Source organism: Flavihumibacter sp., from assembly GCF_036676075.1.
Classification (GTDB): domain Bacteria; phylum Bacteroidota; class Bacteroidia; order Chitinophagales; family Chitinophagaceae; genus Flavihumibacter.
In genome coordinates this window covers 943905-965315 of sequence record NZ_JAKFDQ010000007.1, presented here as the reverse complement: position 1 = coordinate 965315, position 21411 = coordinate 943905, and the positions used below count along the sequence as shown (strand labels likewise).

21 protein-coding genes and 1 riboswitch are annotated in these 21411 nt (G+C 43.3%); of the genes, 11 read left to right on the top strand and 10 right to left on the bottom strand.

Going from position 1 to position 21411, the window contains the following annotated elements; genetic code table 11:
* Nucleotides 1-2 precede the first annotated feature (2 nt).
* From V6M43_RS07000 to V6M43_RS06975, 6 genes are all read left to right on the top strand, one after another.
* Nucleotides 3-653 (top strand): HAD family hydrolase, encoded by a 651-nt coding sequence (locus V6M43_RS07000; protein ID WP_332733667.1) that lies wholly within the window; start codon nt 3-5, stop codon nt 651-653.
* 121 nt (nt 654-774) lie between these two features.
* Nucleotides 775-2478 (top strand): ribulokinase, encoded by a 1704-nt coding sequence (locus V6M43_RS06995; RefSeq protein ID WP_332733665.1) that lies wholly within the window; start codon nt 775-777, stop codon nt 2476-2478.
* Nucleotides 2479-2489: 11 nt separating this feature from the next.
* A complete protein-coding gene (locus tag V6M43_RS06990; RefSeq protein ID WP_332733663.1) occupies nt 2490-3182 on the top strand; it encodes an L-ribulose-5-phosphate 4-epimerase in 693 nt (230 codons plus the stop codon).
* A 40-nt stretch (nt 3183-3222) separates the two neighbouring features.
* Nucleotides 3223-4722, top strand: a complete 1500-nt coding sequence (araA, locus tag V6M43_RS06985; protein ID WP_332733661.1) for an L-arabinose isomerase — start codon at nt 3223-3225, stop codon at nt 4720-4722.
* A 24-nt stretch (nt 4723-4746) separates the two neighbouring features.
* Entirely contained in the window at nt 4747-6432 is a 1686-nt protein-coding gene (locus V6M43_RS06980) for a sodium:solute symporter family transporter (RefSeq protein ID WP_332733659.1), read from the top strand.
* An 18-nt stretch (nt 6433-6450) separates the two neighbouring features.
* Nucleotides 6451-7140, top strand: coding sequence for an NUDIX hydrolase (locus tag V6M43_RS06975; RefSeq protein WP_332733657.1), 690 nt, complete (start codon nt 6451-6453; stop codon nt 7138-7140).
* An 8-nt stretch (nt 7141-7148) separates the two neighbouring features.
* Here the strand turns inward: V6M43_RS06975 and V6M43_RS06970 are convergent, their stop codons facing one another.
* The gene (locus tag V6M43_RS06970) at nt 7149-7985 is read right to left on the bottom strand and encodes an ion transporter (protein WP_332733655.1); all 837 of its coding nucleotides are present in this window, start codon (nt 7983-7985) and stop codon (nt 7149-7151) included.
* A 30-nt stretch (nt 7986-8015) separates the two neighbouring features.
* Entirely contained in the window at nt 8016-8606 is a 591-nt protein-coding gene (locus tag V6M43_RS06965) for a peptidylprolyl isomerase (protein WP_332733653.1), read from the bottom strand.
* A 104-nt stretch (nt 8607-8710) separates the two neighbouring features.
* Nucleotides 8711-8847, top strand: a riboswitch (cobalamin riboswitch).
* 155 nt (nt 8848-9002) lie between these two features.
* On the opposite strand from V6M43_RS06965, the gene V6M43_RS06960 reads away from it, so the two are divergent.
* From V6M43_RS06960 to V6M43_RS06950, 3 genes are all read left to right on the top strand, one after another.
* On the top strand, nt 9003-9974 hold the full coding sequence (locus V6M43_RS06960) for a ribonucleoside-diphosphate reductase small subunit (RefSeq protein ID WP_332733651.1): 972 nt from the start codon (nt 9003-9005) through the stop codon (nt 9972-9974).
* Nucleotides 9975-10002: 28 nt separating this feature from the next.
* Nucleotides 10003-12348, top strand: coding sequence for a ribonucleoside-diphosphate reductase subunit alpha (locus V6M43_RS06955; protein WP_332733649.1), 2346 nt, complete (start codon nt 10003-10005; stop codon nt 12346-12348).
* 136 nt (nt 12349-12484) lie between these two features.
* The gene (locus tag V6M43_RS06950; RefSeq protein WP_332733647.1) at nt 12485-13456 is read left to right on the top strand and encodes a glycoside hydrolase family 43 protein; all 972 of its coding nucleotides are present in this window, start codon (nt 12485-12487) and stop codon (nt 13454-13456) included.
* Between the two features lie 6 nt (nt 13457-13462).
* Here the strand turns inward: V6M43_RS06950 and V6M43_RS06945 are convergent, their stop codons facing one another.
* A complete protein-coding gene (locus V6M43_RS06945; RefSeq protein ID WP_332733645.1) occupies nt 13463-14785 on the bottom strand; it encodes a DEAD/DEAH box helicase in 1323 nt (440 codons plus the stop codon).
* 51 nt (nt 14786-14836) lie between these two features.
* On the opposite strand from V6M43_RS06945, the gene V6M43_RS06940 reads away from it, so the two are divergent.
* Entirely contained in the window at nt 14837-15313 is a 477-nt protein-coding gene (locus V6M43_RS06940) for a hypothetical protein (protein ID WP_332733643.1), read from the top strand.
* Nucleotides 15314-15328: 15 nt separating this feature from the next.
* Here V6M43_RS06940 and V6M43_RS06935 read toward each other — a convergent pair whose 3' ends face one another.
* Genes V6M43_RS06935 through ric form a run of 6 tightly spaced genes read right to left on the bottom strand, consistent with a single transcriptional unit; the run spans nt 15329 to nt 19610 of the window.
* Complete coding sequence (locus tag V6M43_RS06935; protein ID WP_332733641.1) at nt 15329-15760, bottom strand: RrF2 family transcriptional regulator; 432 nt, start codon at nt 15758-15760, stop codon at nt 15329-15331.
* A 9-nt stretch (nt 15761-15769) separates the two neighbouring features.
* The gene (locus V6M43_RS06930; protein WP_332733639.1) at nt 15770-16096 is read right to left on the bottom strand and encodes a metal-sulfur cluster assembly factor; all 327 of its coding nucleotides are present in this window, start codon (nt 16094-16096) and stop codon (nt 15770-15772) included.
* Nucleotides 16093-17388, bottom strand: a complete 1296-nt coding sequence (locus tag V6M43_RS06925) for a cytochrome C oxidase subunit I (RefSeq protein WP_332733637.1) — start codon at nt 17386-17388, stop codon at nt 16093-16095. The genes V6M43_RS06930 and V6M43_RS06925 overlap by 4 nt, the downstream gene beginning before the upstream one ends.
* A complete protein-coding gene (locus V6M43_RS06920) occupies nt 17385-18209 on the bottom strand; it encodes a DUF2249 domain-containing protein (protein WP_332733635.1) in 825 nt (274 codons plus the stop codon). Before V6M43_RS06920 ends, V6M43_RS06925 begins: the two co-directional genes overlap by 4 nt.
* A 2-nt stretch (nt 18210-18211) precedes the next feature.
* Nucleotides 18212-18646 carry a hypothetical protein gene (locus V6M43_RS06915; RefSeq protein ID WP_332733633.1) on the bottom strand — a complete coding sequence of 145 codons (435 nt, stop codon included), beginning with the start codon at nt 18644-18646 and terminating at the stop codon, nt 18212-18214.
* A gap of 1 nt (nt 18647) precedes the next feature.
* Complete coding sequence (gene ric, locus V6M43_RS06910) at nt 18648-19610, bottom strand: iron-sulfur cluster repair di-iron protein (protein ID WP_332733631.1); 963 nt, start codon at nt 19608-19610, stop codon at nt 18648-18650.
* 143 nt (nt 19611-19753) lie between these two features.
* Here ric and V6M43_RS06905 point away from each other — a divergent pair, with 143 nt between their 5' ends.
* Nucleotides 19754-20137 (top strand): SRPBCC domain-containing protein, encoded by a 384-nt coding sequence (locus V6M43_RS06905; RefSeq protein WP_332733630.1) that lies wholly within the window; start codon nt 19754-19756, stop codon nt 20135-20137.
* A 5-nt stretch (nt 20138-20142) separates the two neighbouring features.
* Here the strand turns inward: V6M43_RS06905 and V6M43_RS06900 are convergent, their stop codons facing one another.
* Nucleotides 20143-21363 (bottom strand): RtcB family protein, encoded by a 1221-nt coding sequence (locus tag V6M43_RS06900; RefSeq protein WP_332733629.1) that lies wholly within the window; start codon nt 21361-21363, stop codon nt 20143-20145.
* Nucleotides 21364-21411: the final 48 nt, after the last annotated feature.

The following is a 21411-nucleotide window of genomic DNA, read 5'->3' as shown; positions in this document are numbered from 1 at the left end:
CTATGAGCATACTCCGGCCGTATAAGGCATACCTGTTTGATCTGAATGGTACCATGATAGATGATATGGCCTACCATGTGCAGGCCTGGTCATCCATACTTAATGATGATCTAGGGGCAGGACTGGATTATGAGACACTGAAAGCTGAAATGTATGGAAAAAATGATGAGCTCCTTGTAAGGATCTTTGGCGAAGCCAGATTCAGCGATGTTGAAATGAAGGATCTGTCTATGGAAAAGGAGAGACGGTACCAGGCGGCATTTTACCCAACACTTAAACTTATTGATGGATTGCCCCGTTTTCTTGATGAAGCAAAACAAAAAGGGATTAAAATGGCGATTGGGTCAGCTGCTATCCCCTTTAATATTGATTTTGTATTGAACAACCTGCAAATCCGCCATTATTTTGATGTGATTGTGAGTGCCGATGATGTGATGGTAAGTAAACCTCATCCAGATACATACCTGAAATGTGCCTCCCAACTGGGAGTAAATGCCCCTGAATGTGTTGTTTTCGAAGACGCACCAAAAGGAGTTGAAGCAGCTCAGAATGCTGGGATGAAATGCGTGGTATTAACTACCATGCATGATGAAAGCGAGTTCAGGAACTATCACAATATTATTCGATTTATAGCTGATTTTAATGAGCTATAACCATTTGCTGTATTGACTCTGCGACTCTCTGGAAAGAAACTAATAAATAAATGTATAATATACACTTAATATTAATTTAGTTGTATATTGGTATTGAATTGCTTGTCATAATAAGAAGAATATGTCAGATTTGTTTGTTATTGGAGTTGATTACGGCACGGACTCAGTTCGGTCGGTAATTGTAGATACAGCCACTGGCGCTGAGATTTCCTCTTCTGTATATTATTACCCCCGCTGGAGGGATGGTCTTTATTGTGATGCGGCATCAAGCCGTTTTCGTCAGCATCCTTTGGATTATATTGAAGGTTTGGAGAATACGGTGAATGAATGCCTTCGAATTGCGGGAACTGCAGTTGCTTTAAGAGTAAAAGCCATTTCTGTTGATACAACAGGTTCCACCCCGGTTGCTGTAGATCGCACGGGTACTCCGTTAGCCCTACGCCCTGAATTTGCAAATAATCCCAACGCAATGTTCATTTTATGGAAAGACCATACTTCTGTTAGGGAAGCAGCGGAGTTAAATGAACATGCATTGAAATTCGATATCAATTATCTCGACTTTGTGGGCGGAATTTATTCATCCGAATGGTTTTGGGCAAAATTGCTTCATATCCTTCGTATTGACCAGGATGTTCGAGGTGCTTGTTATTCCTGGGTTGAGCAATGCGACTGGATTCCTTTTCTTTTAACCGGAGGCACCGATGTTAATCAATTAAAGCGTGGTGTTTGTTCAGCCGGCCATAAAGCCCTTTGGGCAAAAGAATTTGGCGGGCTACCTCCCGATAGTTTCTTTAGCTCCCTTGATCCTTTGCTTTCGGGATTCAGATCAAGATTATTTACAGAAACATTTACAGCCGATAAGGCTGCAGGCAACCTTTCACCCGAATGGGCAGAGAAACTTGGATTATCAACTGATGTTATTATTGGCATAGGAGCTTTTGATGCACATATGGGTGCAGTGGGCGGACAGATAGAGCCATATCATCTGAGTAAAGTGATGGGAACCTCTACCTGCGATATGTTGGTGGCACCTATTGATGAAGTAGAGCATATTTTGGTAGGGGGTATTTGTGGCCAGGTGCCAGGTTCAGTAATCCCGGGAATGATGGGCATGGAGGCAGGTCAGTCGGCCTTTGGCGATACATATGCATGGTTTAGAAAAATGACTACACAATCCATTGGTAAAATATTGCGCACATCATCGCATATTGATGCAGGTTTGGCTGCGATTCTGGAAGACGAGCTTAATGAACGATTCATAAGAGAAGTATCGCAGCAGGCTGCTGCATTGCCCCTGGATGAAAACGATGAACTGGCAATTGACTGGCTGAACGGACGTCGCACCCCGGATGCCAATCAACTCTTGAAAGCCACCATAACGGGGCTGCACCTGGGAACAGATGCTCCAAGGATACTTCGCTCGTTGATAGAAGCAACATGTTTTGGCGCAAGGGCAATCGTCGATCGTTTCAATGAACAGGGTGTTCCTGTGAAGGGATTAATTGGATTAGGCGGTGTGGCAAGGAAGTCGCCCTATATTATGCAGGTGATGTCTGATGTTATGCAAATGCCTATACGAATTCACCGGTCAGAACAGACCTGTGCCGCGGGAGCTGCAATGTTTGCCGCTACTGCTGCAGGCATTTTTGGAAAAGTAGAAGATGCAATGGATAAAATGGGGCAGGGATTTGATGCAGAGTACTATCCTGATCCTAAGAATGCCAATCATTATGAAAGAAGGTACCAGCGTTACCTGGAATTGGGTAATTACATTGCAACCTATCAAACCATAAATACTGCCGAGACATCACTTGTTAATAATTAATGTCATTATCTATGTTTCATCAGATTCGCCAAGAAGCCTATGAGGCAAATATGCAGTTGCCCCGGCTCGGCTTGGTACTTTTCACCTTTGGAAATGTAAGTGCTTCAGACAGGAGTCGGCGGGTTTTTGCGATCAAGCCAAGTGGTGTTCCTTATGATCAGCTAACTCCCGATGCAATGGTCATAGTGGATTTTGATGGTAAAGTAGTGGAGGGTGATCTGCGACCATCCTCTGATACTCAAACACATGCCGTATTATATAATCACTGGGAAGGTATAGGAGGAATTGCTCACACACATTCCACTTATGCTACCGCATGGGCGCAGGCACAAAGGGATATCCCAATTTTCGGAACTACGCATGCAGATCATACAACGGTTGATATCCCTTGTGCAGCCCCCATGCCTGATTCAATGATACAGGGCGATTATGAATACCAGACAGGTTTTCAGATAATGGACTGCTTTAAAGAACGCAATCTTGATTTTAAAGAAGTAGAAATGATACTGGTGGGTAACCACGCTCCTTTTACCTGGGGTAAGAATGCAGCTAAGGCAGTATATAACAGTGCTGTTCTGGAAACAGTGGCCAAAATGGCCATGTATACAGAACAAATCAATCCGAATGCAACAAGATTAAAGGAGGCACTAATCAAAAAACACTATGACCGGAAACACGGCGATAGTGCTTATTACGGTCAATAAATAATTTCCAATTACAACAAGCCATCAAAATAAAATAAACATGGGTTCCCTCAAACATCTTGAGGTCTGGTTCCTTACAGGAAGCCAGCATCTTTACGGAGAAGAGACATTAAAACTGGTAGCTGAGCATTCGCAAACAATTACCAGATCACTTAGTGCTGCTGCCTCCATACCTGTAACTGTAGTGTATAAGCAGGTTCTTACAACACCTGATGAAATATTTTCGATTTGCCAGGAAGTGAATAATGCAAAAAATTGTATCGGTGTAATCACCTGGATGCATACCTTCTCTCCAGCTAAGATGTGGATCAGGGGGTTGAAAATATTACAGAAACCTTTGCTGCACCTGCATACGCAATTCAATCGCGACATACCCTGGTCGCAAATCGACATGGATTTCATGAACCTGAACCAGAGTGCCCATGGCGATCGTGAATTCGGTTTCATGATGACCCGCATGCGTATGCGCCGTAAAGTGGTTGTTGGCCATTGGGAAGATGCCGCAGTGCATGAACGGATCAATGTATGGGCCAGGGCTGCTGCTGGATGGGCTGATTGGCAGGGTGCAAAATTTGCCCGCTTTGGAGACAATATGCGACAGGTGGCAGTTACAGAAGGCGATAAAGTAGAGGCTGAACTAAAATTTGGATATTCTGTAAACACTTATGGGATAGGTGACCTGGTAAAAGTTATTTCTGAAGTTTCAGATGCAGACATAGATAGGCTTTGCCAGGAATACGATGACCAGTACAAGCTGGTAGATGTATTAAGCAAAAATGGGTCACAACGGACCTCTCTGATAGAAGCAGCCAGAATTGAAATTGGTTTGAGGTTTTTCCTTGAGCAGGGAGGCTTTAAAGGGTTTACGGATACTTTTGAAGACCTCCACGGAATGGTGCAGCTTCCCGGTATCGCCACACAGCGTCTGATGGCTGAAGGGTATGGCTTTGGAGGCGAGGGCGACTGGAAGACCGCAGCCCTTGTACGCGCCATGAAAGTGATGGGAACCGGACTAAAGGGAGGAAATTCTTTTATGGAAGATTATACTTATCATTTTGATCCGGCAAACCCTATGGTGCTTGGCTCACATATGCTGGAGATCTGCCCATCAATTGCGCATGGGAAGCCGGCATGCGCTGTTCATCCCTTGGGAATTGGCGGGAAAGCAGACCCGGTAAGGCTGATCTTTAATGTAGATGGAGGTGCTGCCATTAACGCTTCCATAATTGATATGGGCAACAGATTCAGGTTGCTTGTTAATGAGGTGGAAGCCATTGCACCGGTACATGATTTACCTAACCTTCCAGTTGCAAGGGTGTTATGGAAACCAATGCCCGATATGCAAACCGGATGTGCGGCATGGATCCTCGCTGGTGGAGCGCACCATACCTGCTACAGCCAGAACCTGACTTCAGAAAATCTTGAAGACTTCGCAGATATGAGCGGTATTGAGTATGTACTCATCGGAAAGAACACAAATCTTTATCAATTCAAGAATGAATTGCGCTGGAGTGATGTATATTTCCAAATCAATTCTTAACCATAAACAACGGGCTAGCTTGTCATGATTAACCAACTCTCAACTGCCGATATTATCGTCTTCCTCATCTATTTTGTTGTGGTGGCGGGATATGGAATCTGGATCTATAATCAAAAGAAAAAAGCTGTTACGGATACTAAGGATTTCTTCCTGGCCGAAGGCTCTCTTACATGGTGGGCTATTGGAGCCTCCCTCATCGCCTCTAATATATCTGCCGAACAATTCATCGGCATGAGTGGAAATGGTTTCTTCGTTGGGATTGCAGTTGCAGCCTATGAATGGATCGCAGCATTGGCTCTTATTATAATTGCCGTTTGGTTTATACCAATTTATCTTAAGAACAAGATATATACAATGCCACAGTTCCTGAAGATCAGGTACAACGAAACTGTAGCACTAATTATGGCAATATTCTGGCTCTTCCTATATGTATTTGTAAACCTGACTTCCATTCTTTATCTCGGCGCAATAGCCATTGACGGGTTGCTTGGCGGTCAATACCTTCATACTGTTATGGTGGCCCTGGCGATCTTCGCCATCATCATAACGCTGGGTGGAATGAAAGTGATCGGCTATACGGATGTTATCCAGGTTGGTGTGCTGATCATTGGTGGACTGGCAACTACCTATATGGCTTTAACTCTGGTTAGTGAAAAATTTGGATTGGGGAGTGATGCTATTGCCGGATTCAAGGTGTTGATGCAGGATGCACCTGACCATTTCCACATGATCCTCGATAAACCAACCGCCGATTCTCCCCAGGAACATATTGATAAATACCTTATCCTGCCCGGCATTCTGATGTATGCTGCCGGTCAATGGATCGTAAATCTTAACTACTGGGGATGTAACCAATACATCACACAACGTGCCCTGGGTGCCGATCTTCATACAGCACGTACTGGTATTCTTTTCGCAGGATTCCTCAAGCTTATGATGCCGGTAATCGTAATGTTGCCTGGTATTGCTGCCTATGTGTTGCACAAGAACGGTCATCTCCCGCAACTTACAGGCGGCATGGATGGCGCCTATTCTGCCGTGTTAAGCTTTCTTCCTTCAGGATTGAAAGGTCTGTCAGTAGCAGCATTAACCGCCGCCATCGTCGCTTCGCTTGCAGGTAAGGCAAACAGTATCTCGACCATTTTCACGCTCGATATCTATAAAAAATACATCAAGCGGGAAGCGGATGAAACCAAGATGGTATGGATCGGCAGGTTAACTGTTGTGCTGTCAATGATAATTGCCGTAATGTTCACCTGGGAAGATACCCTTGGAATTGGTGGTGCAGGCGGATTTACCTTTATCCAGAAATATACCGGATATATCAGTCCGGGTGTATTTGCCATCTTCACATTGGGTATGTTCTGGAAAAGAACCACCGGGGCCGCTGCCGTTGCTGGTATTCTGTTTGGTTTCGCCTTTTGCGTATTCTTCAACGAGTTCGCCCCAACGCTTTTTGGGAATGACACTTTCTTTTATACGGCCTACCGGAACAGTGCAGGGGAGTATGAAATTCCTTTCCTGATCAGTATGGGACTATCCTTCTTTTTTACCGTTGCAATTATGGTAGCAATGAGCTTTGCGGGTCCTAAAGTTCATCCAAGGGCCTTCCACCACGAGAAGGGAATGTTCAATGTGAAGCCGATTACCGTGGTTCAGATTGTAATTACCCTGCTTATCCTTATGGCACTGTATGTGAAATTCTGGTAACTTCGCGCATCAGAAATTATGGGAAGAATAGAATACAAAAATTACGACAGGTTCCTCCTGGCAGTGGATTGTATCATTTTTGGTTTCGATGGATCAGGTCTGAAAGCTCTGTTAATAAAGCGTGGACTTGAGCCTGAAATAGGGAAATGGTCACTGATGGGAGGATTTGCGGAAAAAGAGGAAAGCGTTGACAGTGCGGCACAGCGTATATTATATAAGCTCACCGGACTGGAAAAAATCTACATGGAGCAACTTCATTGTTTCGGTGATGTGGGAAGGGATCCGGGCGGACGAGTTGTATCAATAGCATATTTTGCCCTCATCAAGATCGATGAGTCAAGTACGGAACTCCTTAATTCTCATAACGCGAAGTGGTTTGATCTGAAAAAGTTGCCTTCGCTGGTATTTGATCATAAAGCCATGGTGAAGCTCGCCAAGGAGCGCTTACAGCAGAAGGTTAGTAATCACCCGATCGGTTTTGAGCTCCTGCCAACCAAGTTCACGCTTCAGCAGTTACAGGGGCTCTACGAAGCCATTTTCGAAACCGCTTTTGACAAACGTAATTTTACACGCAAAATATTATCGCTGGGCATTCTTCAACGCCTGGATGAAAAGGAAAAGGAATCTTCTAAAAAGGGTGCTTTTTATTACATCTTCGATAAGAAAAAATATAAGCAACTCGAATCTGAGGGTATCAAACTTATTTAAATAAATCATTACAGGCTGTGCCCACAGTACTTACAGAATTTTGCATCGGGATCATGTCCATATGCCGAGCAGTTGGGGCATGCAGTGGTATTTGTTTCATCGCGGCGCGCACTTCTTGATAATTCTACCGTAACGATACCCGTGGGAACAGCAATAATTGCATAGCCTAGCAGCATGATAAAAGATGCGATAAGTTTTCCAACGGGAGTTATCGGCGAAATGTCTCCATAACCAACTGTAGTTATCGTTACAATTGCCCAGTAAACACTTTGAGGAATACTGCTGTATTTCTCATTTACCCCGCTTTCCACCACGTAGATTAAGGCACCCAGGATAATACTTAATAGCACAACGAAACTTAGAAAAATGCTAATGCGCCGGGCACTTGCTTTCATCGCTAAAACTATCGTAGTGCCCTCACGTACAAACTGACTGAGTTTAAGAATTCGAAAAACCCGCATAAGTCTTAGGGCACGTATAGCCAGTAAAAAATGTGATCCGGGAATAAGAAGGCTCAGGTATGTTGGAAGAATTGACAAGAGATCAATGATTCCATAAAAACTGGTCATGTATTTTACCGACCTCTTTACAGAGAGCAGTCTTAATACATATTCAATAGTGAAAAGTATTGTAACGATCCATTCGAGGGTAACTAATTCCTTTCCATATATATCATTTACCGGCTTCATGCTTTCCAGCATTACAATAGCAAGGCTCAGTAAAATGAAAAACAGTAAAGCAAGGTCAAAAATGCGGCCCGCTTTCGTGTCTGCTTCAAAGATGATAGTGAAAAGTTTCTGTTTCCAGTTTTGTTGTACCGGGTTAAGCACGGTCTTTTGACTCATATAAACAATTTACGAAAATGCTTTATTTATCTAGCGTTTTACAATGTCTATGATCATTATGGGTGGATCAAAATACTGATCATTTTCAGGTTTGTTATAGATCTTCCTTACCACATCCATTCCGCTAATGACCTTTCCAAATGCTGCATAACCCTGGCCATCCGGATTGTTTTCGCCTCCATAATCCAGTCCCGGCTGGTCAGCAACGCAAATGAAGAATTCAGAACTTGCGCTCCCGGGTTCCTCCCTGGCGAGCGATAAGGTGCCGGCAAGATGCTGAAGTCCGGTCTGCTGAGTGGTTTCATGTTCCACTCTTGGAACGTCAGGACGTTTCTTTGTCCGGCTCCATAAACCACCCTGCAAAAGTTCTGCCTTTGGGGCATTTGATGGCTGGTTTGCATCATTGAGTACCCGGTAGAAACTGCTTCGTTTATATAAACCTTTATCAACGATCGCCAGAAAGGCAGCTGTAGATTTTGGTGCTTTGTCCGGAAATACAGCCACATTGATGTTGCCCTCTGTGGTTTTAATAACAAGCTCCACCGCGCCTTCCGGGGCATTTTGAGAAGTGCATGCGTTGAGCACACCAATTATAAAAAGCAATATTAGATTTCTTTTCATGTCTGCAAATTTTCAGGAATATAGAATGGTTTCGAGAATCTATCCACATGTGTGAAAAAGTATTAAAGCCTCCCCCTGAGTTTGAAGGTATTTTCGTTTTAGTTCATGCAATTAATTATTTCGGTGCGTCCGGCTCTGAGCCGGTTCGCTTAATAGGGAATCGTGTGCAAATCACGGGCTGACGGGCAACTGTAAGTAACCATGTTACAAGCCAGACACCTGCCGATACTATTTTTTGTTTGGGACCTTCCCGCGTAAGGTACAGGCAAGGTGTAAGCGTCACATCTCATGACGCGCTTCAGAACTCAGGTCATGGCAATTGCCAGATGACCAGGGTTTCCCCAGCGACACTCCCTTGTATTTTAACAGGTATTGAGAAAATTTAAAATAATCGATATGTCGAATGAGAATGAATTGTTGCTCAGGGAAAACAAGGACCGTTTTGTGATCCTTCCTATCAACTACCCCAAAGTTTGGGAAATGTATAAAAAACATGAAGCCAGTTTCTGGACTGCTGAAGAGATTGATCTTAGCGCCGACCTGACCGATTGGGCCGCCCTTAATGATGGAGAGCGGCATTTCCTGAGTCATGTTCTTGCATTCTTTGCTGCAAGTGATGGTATCGTAAATGAAAACCTGGCCGTGAACTTTATGAGTGAGGTTCAATTACCCGAAGCACGATGCTTTTATGGTTTTCAGATCATGATGGAAAATATCCACTCCGAAACGTATGCATTACTTATTGACACCTATGTAAAAGATCCTGTTGCAAAAGATAAACTCTTTCATGCTATCGATACAGTGCCTGCAGTTAAGAAAAAAGCTGAATGGGCTCTGCGTTGGATCGAGAATGGTTCTTTCGCGGAAAGACTGGTTGCTTTCGCAGCGGTGGAAGGTATCTTCTTTAGTGGAAGTTTTTGCTCTATATTCTGGATGAAGAAAAGAGGATTAATGCCTGGACTAACCTTCAGCAACGAGCTTATAAGCAGAGATGAGGGGCTGCATTGTGAGTTTGCATGCCTACTCTATAGTATGCTCTCACAAAAACTATCACAGGAAGCTGTACACGCTATTATCAGCGATGCTGTAGCAATTGAAAAAGAATTTGTGACTGAGGCTTTGCCTGTTGATCTTATCGGGATGAATGCAAGACTGATGCAGCAGTATATTGAATTTGTAGCCGACCGCTGGTTGGGTGAACTTGGATATACTAAACTCTACAACACAACCAATCCATTTGACTTCATGGAAATGATCTCGCTTCAAGGCAAGACCAATTTCTTTGAAAAGCGCGTTGGGGATTACCAAAAATCAGGGGTGATGACTGGTGCTTCCGGACAAACATTCTCCCTTGAGGAAGACTTTTAAAACCATTCCCTACCTATAAATCATTGATATGTTTGTAATTAAAAGAAACGGTAGAAAAGAGGCCGTTAAGTTCGATAAAATAACAGCTCGTATTCAAAAGCTCTCCTATGGGCTCAGCCCAATGGTTGATGTAATTGATATAGCCAAGAAGACTATTGAAGGTATTTATGATGGAGTTAGTACCACGGAACTCGATAATCTTGCTGCTGAAATGGCCGCAGCGCTCACAACCCGTCATCCCGATTACGCTTTGCTGGCCTCGCGAATAGCAGTTAGTAACCTTCATAAGAATACGAAGAAATCATTTTCGGATACTATGCGTGCCTTGCACCAGTATACCGATTCCGTCACAAATAAATCACTTCCCCTTGTGGCTGACGATGTGATAGAGATCATTGAAGCAAATGCTGAAATGCTCGATAGCACAATCATTTATGATCGTGATTTTGGATTTGATTATTTCGGTTTTAAAACTCTTGAGAAATCCTATTTGCTCCGTATAAACGGCAAGGTGGCCGAGCGACCTCAACATCTTTATATGCGGGTTGCTATTGGTATCCATAAGCATGATATGGAACAGGTAATTAAAACCTATCACCTGATGAGTGAACGGTGGTTCACGCATGCAACCCCAACTTTATTTAATGCCGGAACTCCAAAGCCTCAATTGTCAAGTTGTTTCCTGCTGACGATGAAGGATGATAGTATTGATGGGATCTATGATACATTGAAACAAACCGCTAAAATTTCTCAAAGTGCTGGTGGTATTGGTCTCGCTATCCACAATATCCGTGCAACGGGCTCCTACATTGGCGGAACGAATGGAACAAGTAATGGCATAATCCCGATGTTGCGGGTTTTCAATGATACAGCCAGATATGTTGACCAGGGAGGTGGAAAGCGTAAAGGTGCCTTCGCGATTTACCTTGAACCATGGCATGCGGATGTTTTTTCATTTCTTGACTTGCGCAAAAACCATGGCAAGGAAGAATTACGTGCACGTGATCTTTTCTATGCACTCTGGATACCAGACCTGTTTATGAAACGGGTTGAGGAAAATGGAGACTGGACTTTATTTTGTCCTAATGAGGCACCTGGATTGCAGGATTGCTTCGGTGAGGCATTTGAGAAGTTGTATGAGCGATATGAACAAGAAGGCAGGGGCCGCAAGACCATCAAGGCACAGGAATTATGGTTCGCAGTACTCGATGCACAAATAGAAACCGGAACACCATACCTGTTGTATAAAGATGCTGCTAACAGCAAGAGCAATCAACAGAACCTTGGTACTATCAAAAGCTCTAATCTTTGTACTGAGATCATGGAATATACAGATGCTAATGAAGTAGCTGTCTGTAACCTTGCTTCTCTCGCCCTTCCTCGATTTGTTCGTGAGGGTAAATTCGATTTCGAGAAGTTATATGAAGTCACCTACCAGGTTGCAGTAAACCTTAACAGGGTCATCGATGTGAATTATTACCCGGTGGAAGAAGCGCGTCGTTCAAATATGCGTCATCGCCCAATAGGGCTGGGGGTTCAGGGATTAGCAGATGTTTTTATTCTGATGCGACTTCCATTTGAATCTGAGCTCGCTTCGATGCTTAATAAGAACATCTTCGAAACAATTTATTTTGCAGCGATGACCGCAAGTAAGGATCTGGCTAAAGTTGAAGGGGCCTATGAAACCTTTGCAGGATCGCCTTTGTCAATGGGAATGTTTCAATTTGATCTCTGGGGTATAAAGGCATCTGATCGGCATGACTGGAATGGTCTGCGTAAGGAAGTAATGGAATTTGGAGTTAGGAACTCCTTACTGGTTGCACCAATGCCAACAGCATCTACTTCTCAGATTCTTGGAAACAACGAATGTTTTGAGCCATATACTTCTAATATTTATAGCCGGCGTGTTTTAAGCGGTGAGTTTGTAATAGTTAACAAACATTTATTGAAAGACCTGATATCCCTTGGCCTCTGGAACAATGAGATGAAGAACACTATCATCGCTGCTAATGGTTCTATTCAAGGTATCACCAATATACCCGAAGATATAAGGGCACTCTATAAAACTGTATGGGAGATAAAACAACGGACCCTAATTGATATGGCCGCAGACAGGGGCGCATTCATTTGCCAGAGCCAGAGCTTGAATTTGTTCGTTAGCAATCCCACAGCATCTAAGTTGACATCCATGCATTTTTATGCCTGGAAAAAGGGCCTCAAAACTGGCATGTACTACCTGCGTACACAGGCTGCGTCGCAGGCAGTACAGTTCACAGTCGAAAAGCAGGGAATAACCAATGAAATTGACTCCGTACCAATTACTGAAGGTGCAGTTTGTACCATGGAGGAGGGATGCATAAGCTGTGGTTCATAAATAACCGACGTTATAATACTTTAAGCGGCTTCCCCGGAGGCCGCTTTTTTTTTTAGAATGAGTCGTACATCTAAAGATGATTTGGTTTTGGTAATAAATGTATAAATTACATTTATAAGAATCAATGCTTGTCATCATGAAAAAACTTTTTACTCTATCACTGATTACATCAGGCCTTTTCCTGCTTTTGGCAAATGGAGCAAAAGCCAGTGCAGACACAAGTTTTCCATCAAAGGGTAATCCCATAATCACTCATAAATACACAGCCGATCCCTCAGCCCTTGTGCATGGAAACAAAGTTTGGCTTTATGCAGGGCATGATGAAGCACCTCCTCGTAAAGAAGGATATGTGATGAATGAATGGTTATGTTTTTCTTCTTCCGATATGGTCAACTGGACTGAACATTCCGTACCTCTCAGGGCCAAGGATTTCAACTGGGCAAAAGGAGATGCATGGGCATCGCAGGTAATTGAACGTAACGGTAAATTTTACTGGTATGTAACTGTAGAGCATGGAACCATTCCAGGAAAATCTATAGGTGTGGCAGTGGCTGATCGCCCGGAAGGACCTTATCGCGATGCCATCGGCAAAGCTTTAATATCGAACGATATGACAAAGGCTACCAGCATTTTCTGGGATGATATTGATCCCTCCGTAATAATAGATACAGACGGTCAGGCTTATCTTTTCTGGGGAAATACAAAATGCTACTATGCCCGCCTAAAACCGAACATGACAGAATTGGAAGGTGAGATCAAAACGGTTGATCTTACATCGTTCACCGAGGCGCCCTGGATTCATCATAAAAATGGATGGTACTATCTTTCCTATGCCTACCAGTTCCCCGAAAAGATCGCCTATGCCATGAGTCGATCAGTTAATGGGCCATGGCAATTCAAAGGAATCCTGAATGAACTTGCTGGCAATTCAAACACCAATCACCAGGCTATCATCGATTTCAAGGGCAACGCATATTTTATATATCATAACGGGGGAATACCTACTGAGGGCGGTAGTTTCCGCCGCTCAGTTTGTATCGACAGGTTATTTTACAATGAAGATGGTAGTATGAAAAGAGTGCAAATGACTTCTGAAGGAGTTCAGTAATTTATATTACTTCGCAACCTCGATCTTGACTTTCTGTCCCTTCACCTTATGGTCTTTGATAAGATTAAGGGTATGGCTGGCTTTTGATTTTCTGATGGCAACATAAGAGGTGAAATCCTTCACTTCTATCAACCCGATATCTTCTTTTTTTAGCTCACCCTTTTGTGTAAGAAAGCCAACCAGGTCCACCTTATTTATCTTATTTTTCTTTCCGGCAGAAAAGTAAAAGGTTGTCCATTTAGGTTTTTCCGGTAGATCCTGCTTTTCCGGCAATTCTATCTCCAGAATATTTGGGTCCACATAATCTGGTATTTCTTCTTCGGGGGAAACAATAAGTATCACGGTTCCGCTGGCTTCCTGTCTGGCGGTACGTCCGTTCCGGTGTGTAAATGTCTCTTCTTTATCAGGAAGGTGATAATGAATGATATATCGGATGTTTGGAATATCCAAACCTCTTGAAGCAAGATCAGTTGTCACCAGTACATTCGAACTGCCATTTCGGAATTTATTTATGGCGGCATCCCTGTCGGGCTGTTCAAGGGCCCCGTGATAATAAACATTTACAATACCCTGTTCCTTAAGATAATTGCTCACCCTTTCAACGGCATCACGGTAGTTGCAGAAGATGATGGCTGAACGGTTACCTACCAGGCAGAGCAAACGGAACAAAGTCTGCAATTTATCATTATCATCACTTTTCACGTATTGGTATGCCAGCATTTCAGGTACTTCACCAGTAAGGAAGTTTAGTTTAACCGCTTCCTTCATGTTGATGAATTTTGGCATTTCATCCGAATCGGTTGCAGAAACAAGTATACGCTTCTTTACTGCGGGTAATGATCCCACCACAAAAGACATCTCTTCTTCAAATCCAAACTCAAGCGATTTATCAAATTCATCAAGTACCAGTGTTTCAATGGTATCAGTCGTGATATTGCCCCTGCGAATATGGTCCGCAAGCCTGCCAGGTGTTCCGATGATCAGGGCTGGTGCCTCCAGCAGGTTATTCTCCTCTGTTTCACGAAGATGACCCCCGTAGCAGCAGGTTACTTTAAATCCCGTACTCATAGTGCGGAATACCTGGTCGATTTGCAAGGCCAGTTCACGGGAAGGCACAATTACTAAAGCCTGTGTGGTTTTCTTTGTATTATCCAGGAGTTCCAGAATGGGTAACAGGTAAGCCAGCGTCTTTCCTGAACCTGTAGCGGAAAGCAGCAGAACGTTATCATGTGCTTTATTTGCTTCAATGGAAGCGATCTGCATATCATTAAGCGCATCGATCTTAAAGGCGCTAAGTATCTTTGGGAGTGAATAGTGTGTATTTTGCATCGGGCCAAAGGTACGTAATAGGAAAGTTACCTTGTAAGTGCCGTCTAAATGATGAAACCAGCTTCAATCCACGAAATAAAAGATGCACTGCAAGCGCTTCCACCCGCAAAGGTGTCGGAGCTTTGTCTTCGCCTCGCCCGTTTCAAAAAGGAAAATAAAGAATTGCTGACCTATTTGCTTTTTGAAGCCGATAATCTTAACAGCTACCTTGCTGAGTTAAAGGTAGAAATGGCAGATTCGTTTTCAGAGATTAATAGCTCTCACGTGTATTATGCTAAAAAATCATTGCGGAAAATTCTGCGTGAAACCAGTAAGCAAGCCCGTTATATTGGAGATAAAGGCGCTGAGGCGGAGTTATTGATAACATATTGCCGCCTGATGAAAGATATGGGACTTCCATTTAAAAAATATACAGTGCTCGATAATATCTTCCAGTCACAACTTAAAAAAATAGCGAAACTGATAAATGGACTGCATGAAGATCTTCAGTTTGAACTTAGGCGCGAGCTGAAATCATTGGAGGGATAATATGCGTTGATATGATCAGCCTGTGAGATATGCCAGTCCATTTGCCACAGGATCGCAAAGATCAGCAATACGATTAGACCTGAAAATTTTCTCATAAAGATCTCGTGCTGCTTTATATTCATCGTGAATGGGGCAGGGATGTGCAGCAGAACATTTAGTTAGTCCCAATCCACAGCCGGTAAATATTTGTCGTCCATCTATGGCCTCAACAATATTGATGATAGGTTGGTTGCGCTGCTGTTTGCTTATGAAGAATCCGCCGGTTGGACCTTTCACGCTATTTATCACCCCCTGTTTTACCAATGTCTGAAGCATTTTGCCCACCGTATGTTCGCTGGCATCAATATGTTCGGCAATCTCCCGGATACCCGATTTTTCCCCCGTTTCAAAACGTGCTGCCAGGTAAATTACTGCCTTGATTGCAGTCTTACAGGTATTTGTGAGCATTGATTGTGGTTATGGTCTGTTTAGAAATGCTTTTCCTGAATCAGAGATCCTTTCATAATTCCAGGGTGGGTCAAAAACCAGGTTCACCTTTACCTGCATATCACCAAAAGTTGTTTCCAGGCATTGTTTTACCCCATCTGTAATGGATTCTCCCATCGGACAAAACTGCGTGGTGAGCGTCATAGAAACAAAAATTTCTTTATCCTCCTCGCTGAAATCGATCTGGTATATCAGACCCAGATCTACAACATTTAAACCGATCTCCGGATCGATCACCGCTTCCAGCGCGGCAAGCGCTATAATAGCCTTCATTTGGTTATTGGAAATGATATTCATATCGCAGGCTTTCCTCTGTTAGGGTTATGAAAAAGTAAATAAAATACATTCCAGTTGTAAAGTACAGCTGCCAATAATAATGAAATGGCTGAGATCCGGATGAGAATTGTACTGATCAAAAGAATACCTGTTATAAACCCCACAAAACCTATGAGATATAAAATACCCATGCCATTGAATACTGATACACTAAATAGATCCTTGGGGTTTGGTGTTTTGCCCATCGCTGAACGCGAGTGATAAAATTTGTTCCATACTATAAAGGGGACAGTTTTAAAGGTCATGCCGAAAATTATAGCTGTGAGCCATCCGAAGAAGATGGAAAACCCATAAGCCATAATGATCCTGTTTGGTGCTTCACCCGATGCCAGCAGAAATGGAACAAACAAGAGAAATAATACCGGCAACAACATCATCAATACGGAAAGCAGCGATATTTTCATGGGTTCATCAACTGCCTTCCTGATCCTATGTATGAATGACATCCGGCAATAGTATGCAAATGACGCCAAACTCAGTGCCAGCGCAATCCCGGGGATGAAAAAATACACGTTTCCATTGTTATTCAGATGGATAAAAACAAAGCTGATAAGCGCGCTATTTATTGCGCCAAAAATTATCCATAGTAACCTGTTATTGGTGTATTTGGAAATCAGGAACATTGGGAGCAATCTTGATGCTACACCTATTACAAGCAGAAGAAACCACCCAACTATTCCGAGATGCGCATGCAGTGAAAGATAATGCAATGAATCTTTTGGGAGAATGGGACTTGTAAAATTAAAGACCAGCAATAGTCCTATTATAGTAGTGGCAAACAACCATAGTGCAGCAGTTAACATAAATATGGCATGTATGTTTTCTTTTTTGCTGTTATTGATGCCTGACACAAGATTGAAAACGTAAACTGCTATGGATGCATTAACCAAAATGCCCCCGACTTGTGCAGGCCAGCCCAGGTCAAATGCAAAGAAGCCGTACACAATAAGTGGAATACCAGTTGCTGCCAGATAGAAACTTACACCGGCCAGCTTGTGGCTGTAAAGTGGCGATTCTGTAAGAACCGGAACGAGTTGGTGGCTGGCTCCCAATATCATCATCGTTCCCCAGCCCAATGCCATTGCATGTGTAATGGCAAGGGTCCGGGGATTGAAATGATGCCCTGTAAAAGCCTCCGGCGAATTACATAGAAGCAATGTGGATACCAGTAATGACAAAGCTGCATACGCATAGAATGGCAAGACGACCTTTGACGAAGTGGGCTTGTGGATTGTATGGATGCCTGTTATCATAAAGATTCCCTGAATATCAGGAGATGAACTTCCTGTTGATTCAGTGTTTTTGTACGGTAATCAAATCCTCTTTCTGATAATTCAGGTAAAAGGAATACGGGGATACGCTTGTGGTACACATACAACGCCTCACCGGGGGGAAGTGATTCAAGGGCTTCGAGGATGCTGTGCATAGGTTGAGGCATTTCGAGTTGACGCACATCCACATATCTCATCCTGCCTTCAAATAGTGATACTAACTCGTCCCAGCCGGAATCTTCTGTTACGATTGGTACGGGGTTTTGATGTATCAGTTTTTGGTTGATGAACCAGGTATGAATTTCTGATTCATTCACTGTTTCTACATATGAACTAAAGCCTTTTTTGTTTAGTAAGTTTATCAGCGGGGTGGGTTCGAAACTATTAATGATCAGCAGAACCTGGTCTCTCTTAAGTGCCCCTATGGTAGTCATGATTTTCTCGAGTGGATCAGTTCCCCCGGCGAGCATAGCACGCACATCAAGCCGAACCACCTGGTCTTCCCCCAGTGTTTTCAAATATTCACGCGATTCATTATCGTCTTTGATAGAAAGTTCCTTTTGCGGCTTGTTGCTTAGTTCTCCACCCTCAAAGCCAAGTGGTTTCAGTTTTTCCAGAAAATGCTCAACAGTACACCCTGCCAGTTTACAGGCCATGGCAATACTTGTTCGGCCAGCCATCAGCTTACGCAGCAAAGGGTTACGCAATTTCTGGAACGCCGGACTGATGCTGATAATTGTTTCCAGAGCATCATCATGGCGTTTCAGGATGGTAGCAATTTTTGTATCTGCATTTATAACCATGTTTATTCAAAATATTCAGGGTAAAGGATCGCATATTTTCTGAGCGTCTCAAAATGTTTTGCGCTTTCTTCTGCTGTTGCCGATGCTTTCAATGCCTTCACCTCACCCATGAATGGTTCAAGCCATGCATGCAATGCATCGTGATCAGGCCCTTTCATTTTGCACTGTTTAACCAGTTGATTGACTCCCTCCTGCAATTCTGTTGCAGCTTCCTTGTAGGTAACTAATGTAGTGGCTTCATTGGCTGGGTAACGGTCAAGTGTCCTTTGGAGACTTGCAACATTTGAATTGGTGCTATCATCCGAATTCCATTTCACTCCATTGTTGAGTGTTAGTTCGGGGATGGCTGATTGACGATTATTGCAGGAGAAGCAAAAGGCTGCTGTGACCATGAAGATCAGCAGCAGCCATTGTTGGTGTTTTCCAGGAGTTAACATTTTAATATTTTAGTTCTTTTTCCAGTTTTAATGCTTTGGGGAAAAGGATATTATTCTCGAGGTGAACATGTGTATGCAAGTCATCTTCAAACTCTTCCAGCAAGCGATAGAGTAAGCTGTAACTGGCACAGGCGTCTTCAGGGAGAATATAGTTCCTGCTAAGCTCTCTTATCTGCTCAAGGTTATGGCCCACTGCTTCATGTTCCATTTCCATCATGTTTATTGGCTGCTGAACGGTAGTGAATGGTGAAGGAGCTGGCGATGCGGCACTCTTACTTTCCGCAACAAGTTCTTTTATATATGGGAACAGTACTTTCTCTTCCTTTATCATATGCGATGTGAGTTCAGCATTGATCTCTTCCACCAGCGTGTGAATTGCCAGCAATTCAGGATGCCGGCTCCCATGAACCCTTGCAACTTTGGCAGCATAGGTCCTTAAATCCGGAAGCGTTTTAGCGACATATGAATGGTGCGTGTTTACAATATAATCTGCAAGGAAATCAATAGACCAGTCATTATATGGCAATGGCCTTGATGTTGCAAGGTTCTGGTCTGCGGACTGTAATTCCTGCTCAATCCTCGTTACGTCCAGACCTTTCTCCGCGCAAGCCTCTTTCACAGTCTTCTTCCCACCACAACAGAAATCAAGTCCGTATTTTTTAAATATCTGAGCCTTGCGCAGATCTTTTGTCGCGATCTCTCCAAGGGTTTCCTCACCCTCATCATTCCTGCGCTTACTTATTCTAACCTTCCACCACTCTGGCCCCTGCTCAAGGTATTCCCAATTAAAGCAGTTACCTCTTTCTCCCAGTAGCTGATAGTATAAAGGTTTCGGATCATGATCGTTGTGAATGGTTAAGGATTCTCCCGGCTCCAGATCATCAAACCTCAAAAATATGGTTGGATGTTTTTGCCTTGGTTCAAGTTCTGTTACGTTAAGAATGTTTTCTTCGAGCGTTTGCATATGGAATCTTTTAAATGATTAATTCAGGATACAAAACTAAGCAATCTTTTATAATAAAAGTAATAAAGTACTTTTATACTGTATTATTTTACTTCTTTATGACATTTGCGTTTTCCAATCACAGGAATTAGTAATTTCCCACCATGAAAGACTTCAAAAAGTATTACATCATCCCGGCACCACCGGTGGAACTGTACGCCGCATTGACAAATCCGGCCACCATGCAGCTGTGGACCGGCGCACCGGCAATTATGTCTACCGAGCCTGGTTCAGAATTCTCCATGTGGGATGATAATATTGCCGGTAAAAACCTTGAATTTGAGGAAGGAAAGAAGATTGTCCAGCAGTGGTATTTTGGCGAAGAAGAAGAGACCCCTTCAATAGTAACTTTAAAATTACATGAGCATGCACAAGGCAGTTCAGTAGAGCTTCGGCATACCAATATTCCCGATGAGGCTTATGACGATATTACAGAAGGCTGGACAGATGTTTATTTTGCCGCGCTGTTGGAATTTTATACCGATTAAGCGATCTATTTCCATTTTCTCGCTCTACCCGAATCGCCATCCATACGAACAATAGTAGGTATGAACTTTCCAACGATATCCACTAATTGATGCTGGCTTTTCATCACCATTTCTATATTCTTATAAGCATGTGGTGCTTCATCCAGTCCCCCTCCCATTAATGTAACCTTGTGTTTGGCGAGCAGTTCATCCATTTCATTGCGGTCGATAATTGTCATGGCTTTACTCCTGCTCATGGTTCTCCCTGCCCCATGTGAAGCGGATTGCAGAGAACTTTTCTCACCCTTACCTTTCACTATATACCCGGGTGCAACCATCGACCCCGGGATTACTCCCAGTATATCCTTTCCGGCAGGAGTTGCTCCTTTACGATGTACGATGCGTTCTTTTCCATCCACTATTTCTTTCCAGGCAAAATTGTGGTGATTTTCTACCCTGGCAATTGCTGTTTCATTCAGTGCCCGAGATATCTTTTCGTGAATCACCTCATGGCATGCTGCCGCATAATTACCGGCAAGATTCATAGCCAGCCAATATTCAGCACCTTCTTCTTCATCTAATGAAAACCAGGCGAGATGAGCAGCTTCTCCCGGGAGCCGCCTTTTCTCCCTGGCCAAACGGGTATAATGGTTGGCAATATTTGCCCCAAGTGCACGCGATCCTGAATGTGATAACAAGCCCAGGTATTCACCCGGCTCAACGCCAAGCTGAGGGTCTTTTTCTTTTATTTCCAACCGGCCAAATTCAACAAAATGATTACCACTTCCAGAACTCCCTAATTGTTTCCAGGCTTTGCCATGTAATTCTTTCAGAATGGGAGTTGCATTGAAAGCGGGATCTTCCATAACAGCATGATCCCATGGATATTCCAGTTGCTGGCCGCTTCCAAAAACAGTATTATCAAGCAATATCTTTTCAAACATTGCATGCTTTTTCGCCATTTCCGATAAAGCTATTGGAAATATGCTCAGGCTCATCCTGCATCCGATATCTACGCCAACACCATAAGGTATCACCGCATTGTCTGTTGCGAGTACTCCACCAATTGGAAGTCCATAACCGGAATGAGCGTCGGGCATAAGGGCTCCTGCAACAGTAATCGGCAACCTTGCGGCGAGGTACATCTGGTGCAAGGCAGCCTCCTCAATCTGATCCTTACCAAAAACTTCAAAGGGTACAGCATTGGAGTTTAGCTGCTCATTAATATCTTTTTCCTTCTTTTTCATCTTATAATTCACTTGCCAAAATCATACCCTTCCCTTTATAACCTGATC

What these genes read in the sequence shown, in the direction of transcription:
- araA (WP_332733661.1), top strand. Translation starts at nt 3,223, where the DNA reads ATGGGTTCCCTCAAACATCTTGAGGTCTGGTTCCTTACAGGAAGCCAG.
- V6M43_RS06970 (WP_332733655.1), bottom strand. Translation starts at nt 7,985, where the DNA reads ATGAGTCAAAAGACCGTGCTTAACCCGGTACAACAAAACTGGAAACAG.
- V6M43_RS06950 (WP_332733647.1), top strand. Translation starts at nt 12,485, where the DNA reads ATGAAAAAACTTTTTACTCTATCACTGATTACATCAGGCCTTTTCCTG.
- V6M43_RS06975 (WP_332733657.1), top strand. Translation starts at nt 6,451, where the DNA reads ATGGGAAGAATAGAATACAAAAATTACGACAGGTTCCTCCTGGCAGTG.
- V6M43_RS06905 (WP_332733630.1), top strand. Translation starts at nt 19,754, where the DNA reads ATGAAAGACTTCAAAAAGTATTACATCATCCCGGCACCACCGGTGGAA.
- V6M43_RS06955 (WP_332733649.1), top strand. Translation starts at nt 10,003, where the DNA reads ATGTTTGTAATTAAAAGAAACGGTAGAAAAGAGGCCGTTAAGTTCGAT.
- V6M43_RS06945 (WP_332733645.1), bottom strand. Translation starts at nt 14,785, where the DNA reads ATGCAAAATACACACTATTCACTCCCAAAGATACTTAGCGCCTTTAAG.
- V6M43_RS06900 (WP_332733629.1), bottom strand. Translation starts at nt 21,363, where the DNA reads ATGAAAAAGAAGGAAAAAGATATTAATGAGCAGCTAAACTCCAATGCT.
- ric (WP_332733631.1), bottom strand. Translation starts at nt 19,610, where the DNA reads ATGCAAACGCTCGAAGAAAACATTCTTAACGTAACAGAACTTGAACCA.
- V6M43_RS06995 (WP_332733665.1), top strand. Translation starts at nt 775, where the DNA reads ATGTCAGATTTGTTTGTTATTGGAGTTGATTACGGCACGGACTCAGTT.
- V6M43_RS06915 (WP_332733633.1), bottom strand. Translation starts at nt 18,646, where the DNA reads ATGTTAACTCCTGGAAAACACCAACAATGGCTGCTGCTGATCTTCATG.
- V6M43_RS07000 (WP_332733667.1), top strand. Translation starts at nt 3, where the DNA reads ATGAGCATACTCCGGCCGTATAAGGCATACCTGTTTGATCTGAATGGT.
- V6M43_RS06965 (WP_332733653.1), bottom strand. Translation starts at nt 8,606, where the DNA reads ATGAAAAGAAATCTAATATTGCTTTTTATAATTGGTGTGCTCAACGCA.
- V6M43_RS06930 (WP_332733639.1), bottom strand. Translation starts at nt 16,096, where the DNA reads ATGAATATCATTTCCAATAACCAAATGAAGGCTATTATAGCGCTTGCC.
- V6M43_RS06940 (WP_332733643.1), top strand. Translation starts at nt 14,837, where the DNA reads ATGAAACCAGCTTCAATCCACGAAATAAAAGATGCACTGCAAGCGCTT.
- V6M43_RS06920 (WP_332733635.1), bottom strand. Translation starts at nt 18,209, where the DNA reads ATGGTTATAAATGCAGATACAAAAATTGCTACCATCCTGAAACGCCAT.
- V6M43_RS06935 (WP_332733641.1), bottom strand. Translation starts at nt 15,760, where the DNA reads ATGCTCACAAATACCTGTAAGACTGCAATCAAGGCAGTAATTTACCTG.
- V6M43_RS06960 (WP_332733651.1), top strand. Translation starts at nt 9,003, where the DNA reads ATGTCGAATGAGAATGAATTGTTGCTCAGGGAAAACAAGGACCGTTTT.
- V6M43_RS06925 (WP_332733637.1), bottom strand. Translation starts at nt 17,388, where the DNA reads ATGATAACAGGCATCCATACAATCCACAAGCCCACTTCGTCAAAGGTC.
- V6M43_RS06980 (WP_332733659.1), top strand. Translation starts at nt 4,747, where the DNA reads ATGATTAACCAACTCTCAACTGCCGATATTATCGTCTTCCTCATCTAT.
- V6M43_RS06990 (WP_332733663.1), top strand. Translation starts at nt 2,490, where the DNA reads ATGTTTCATCAGATTCGCCAAGAAGCCTATGAGGCAAATATGCAGTTG.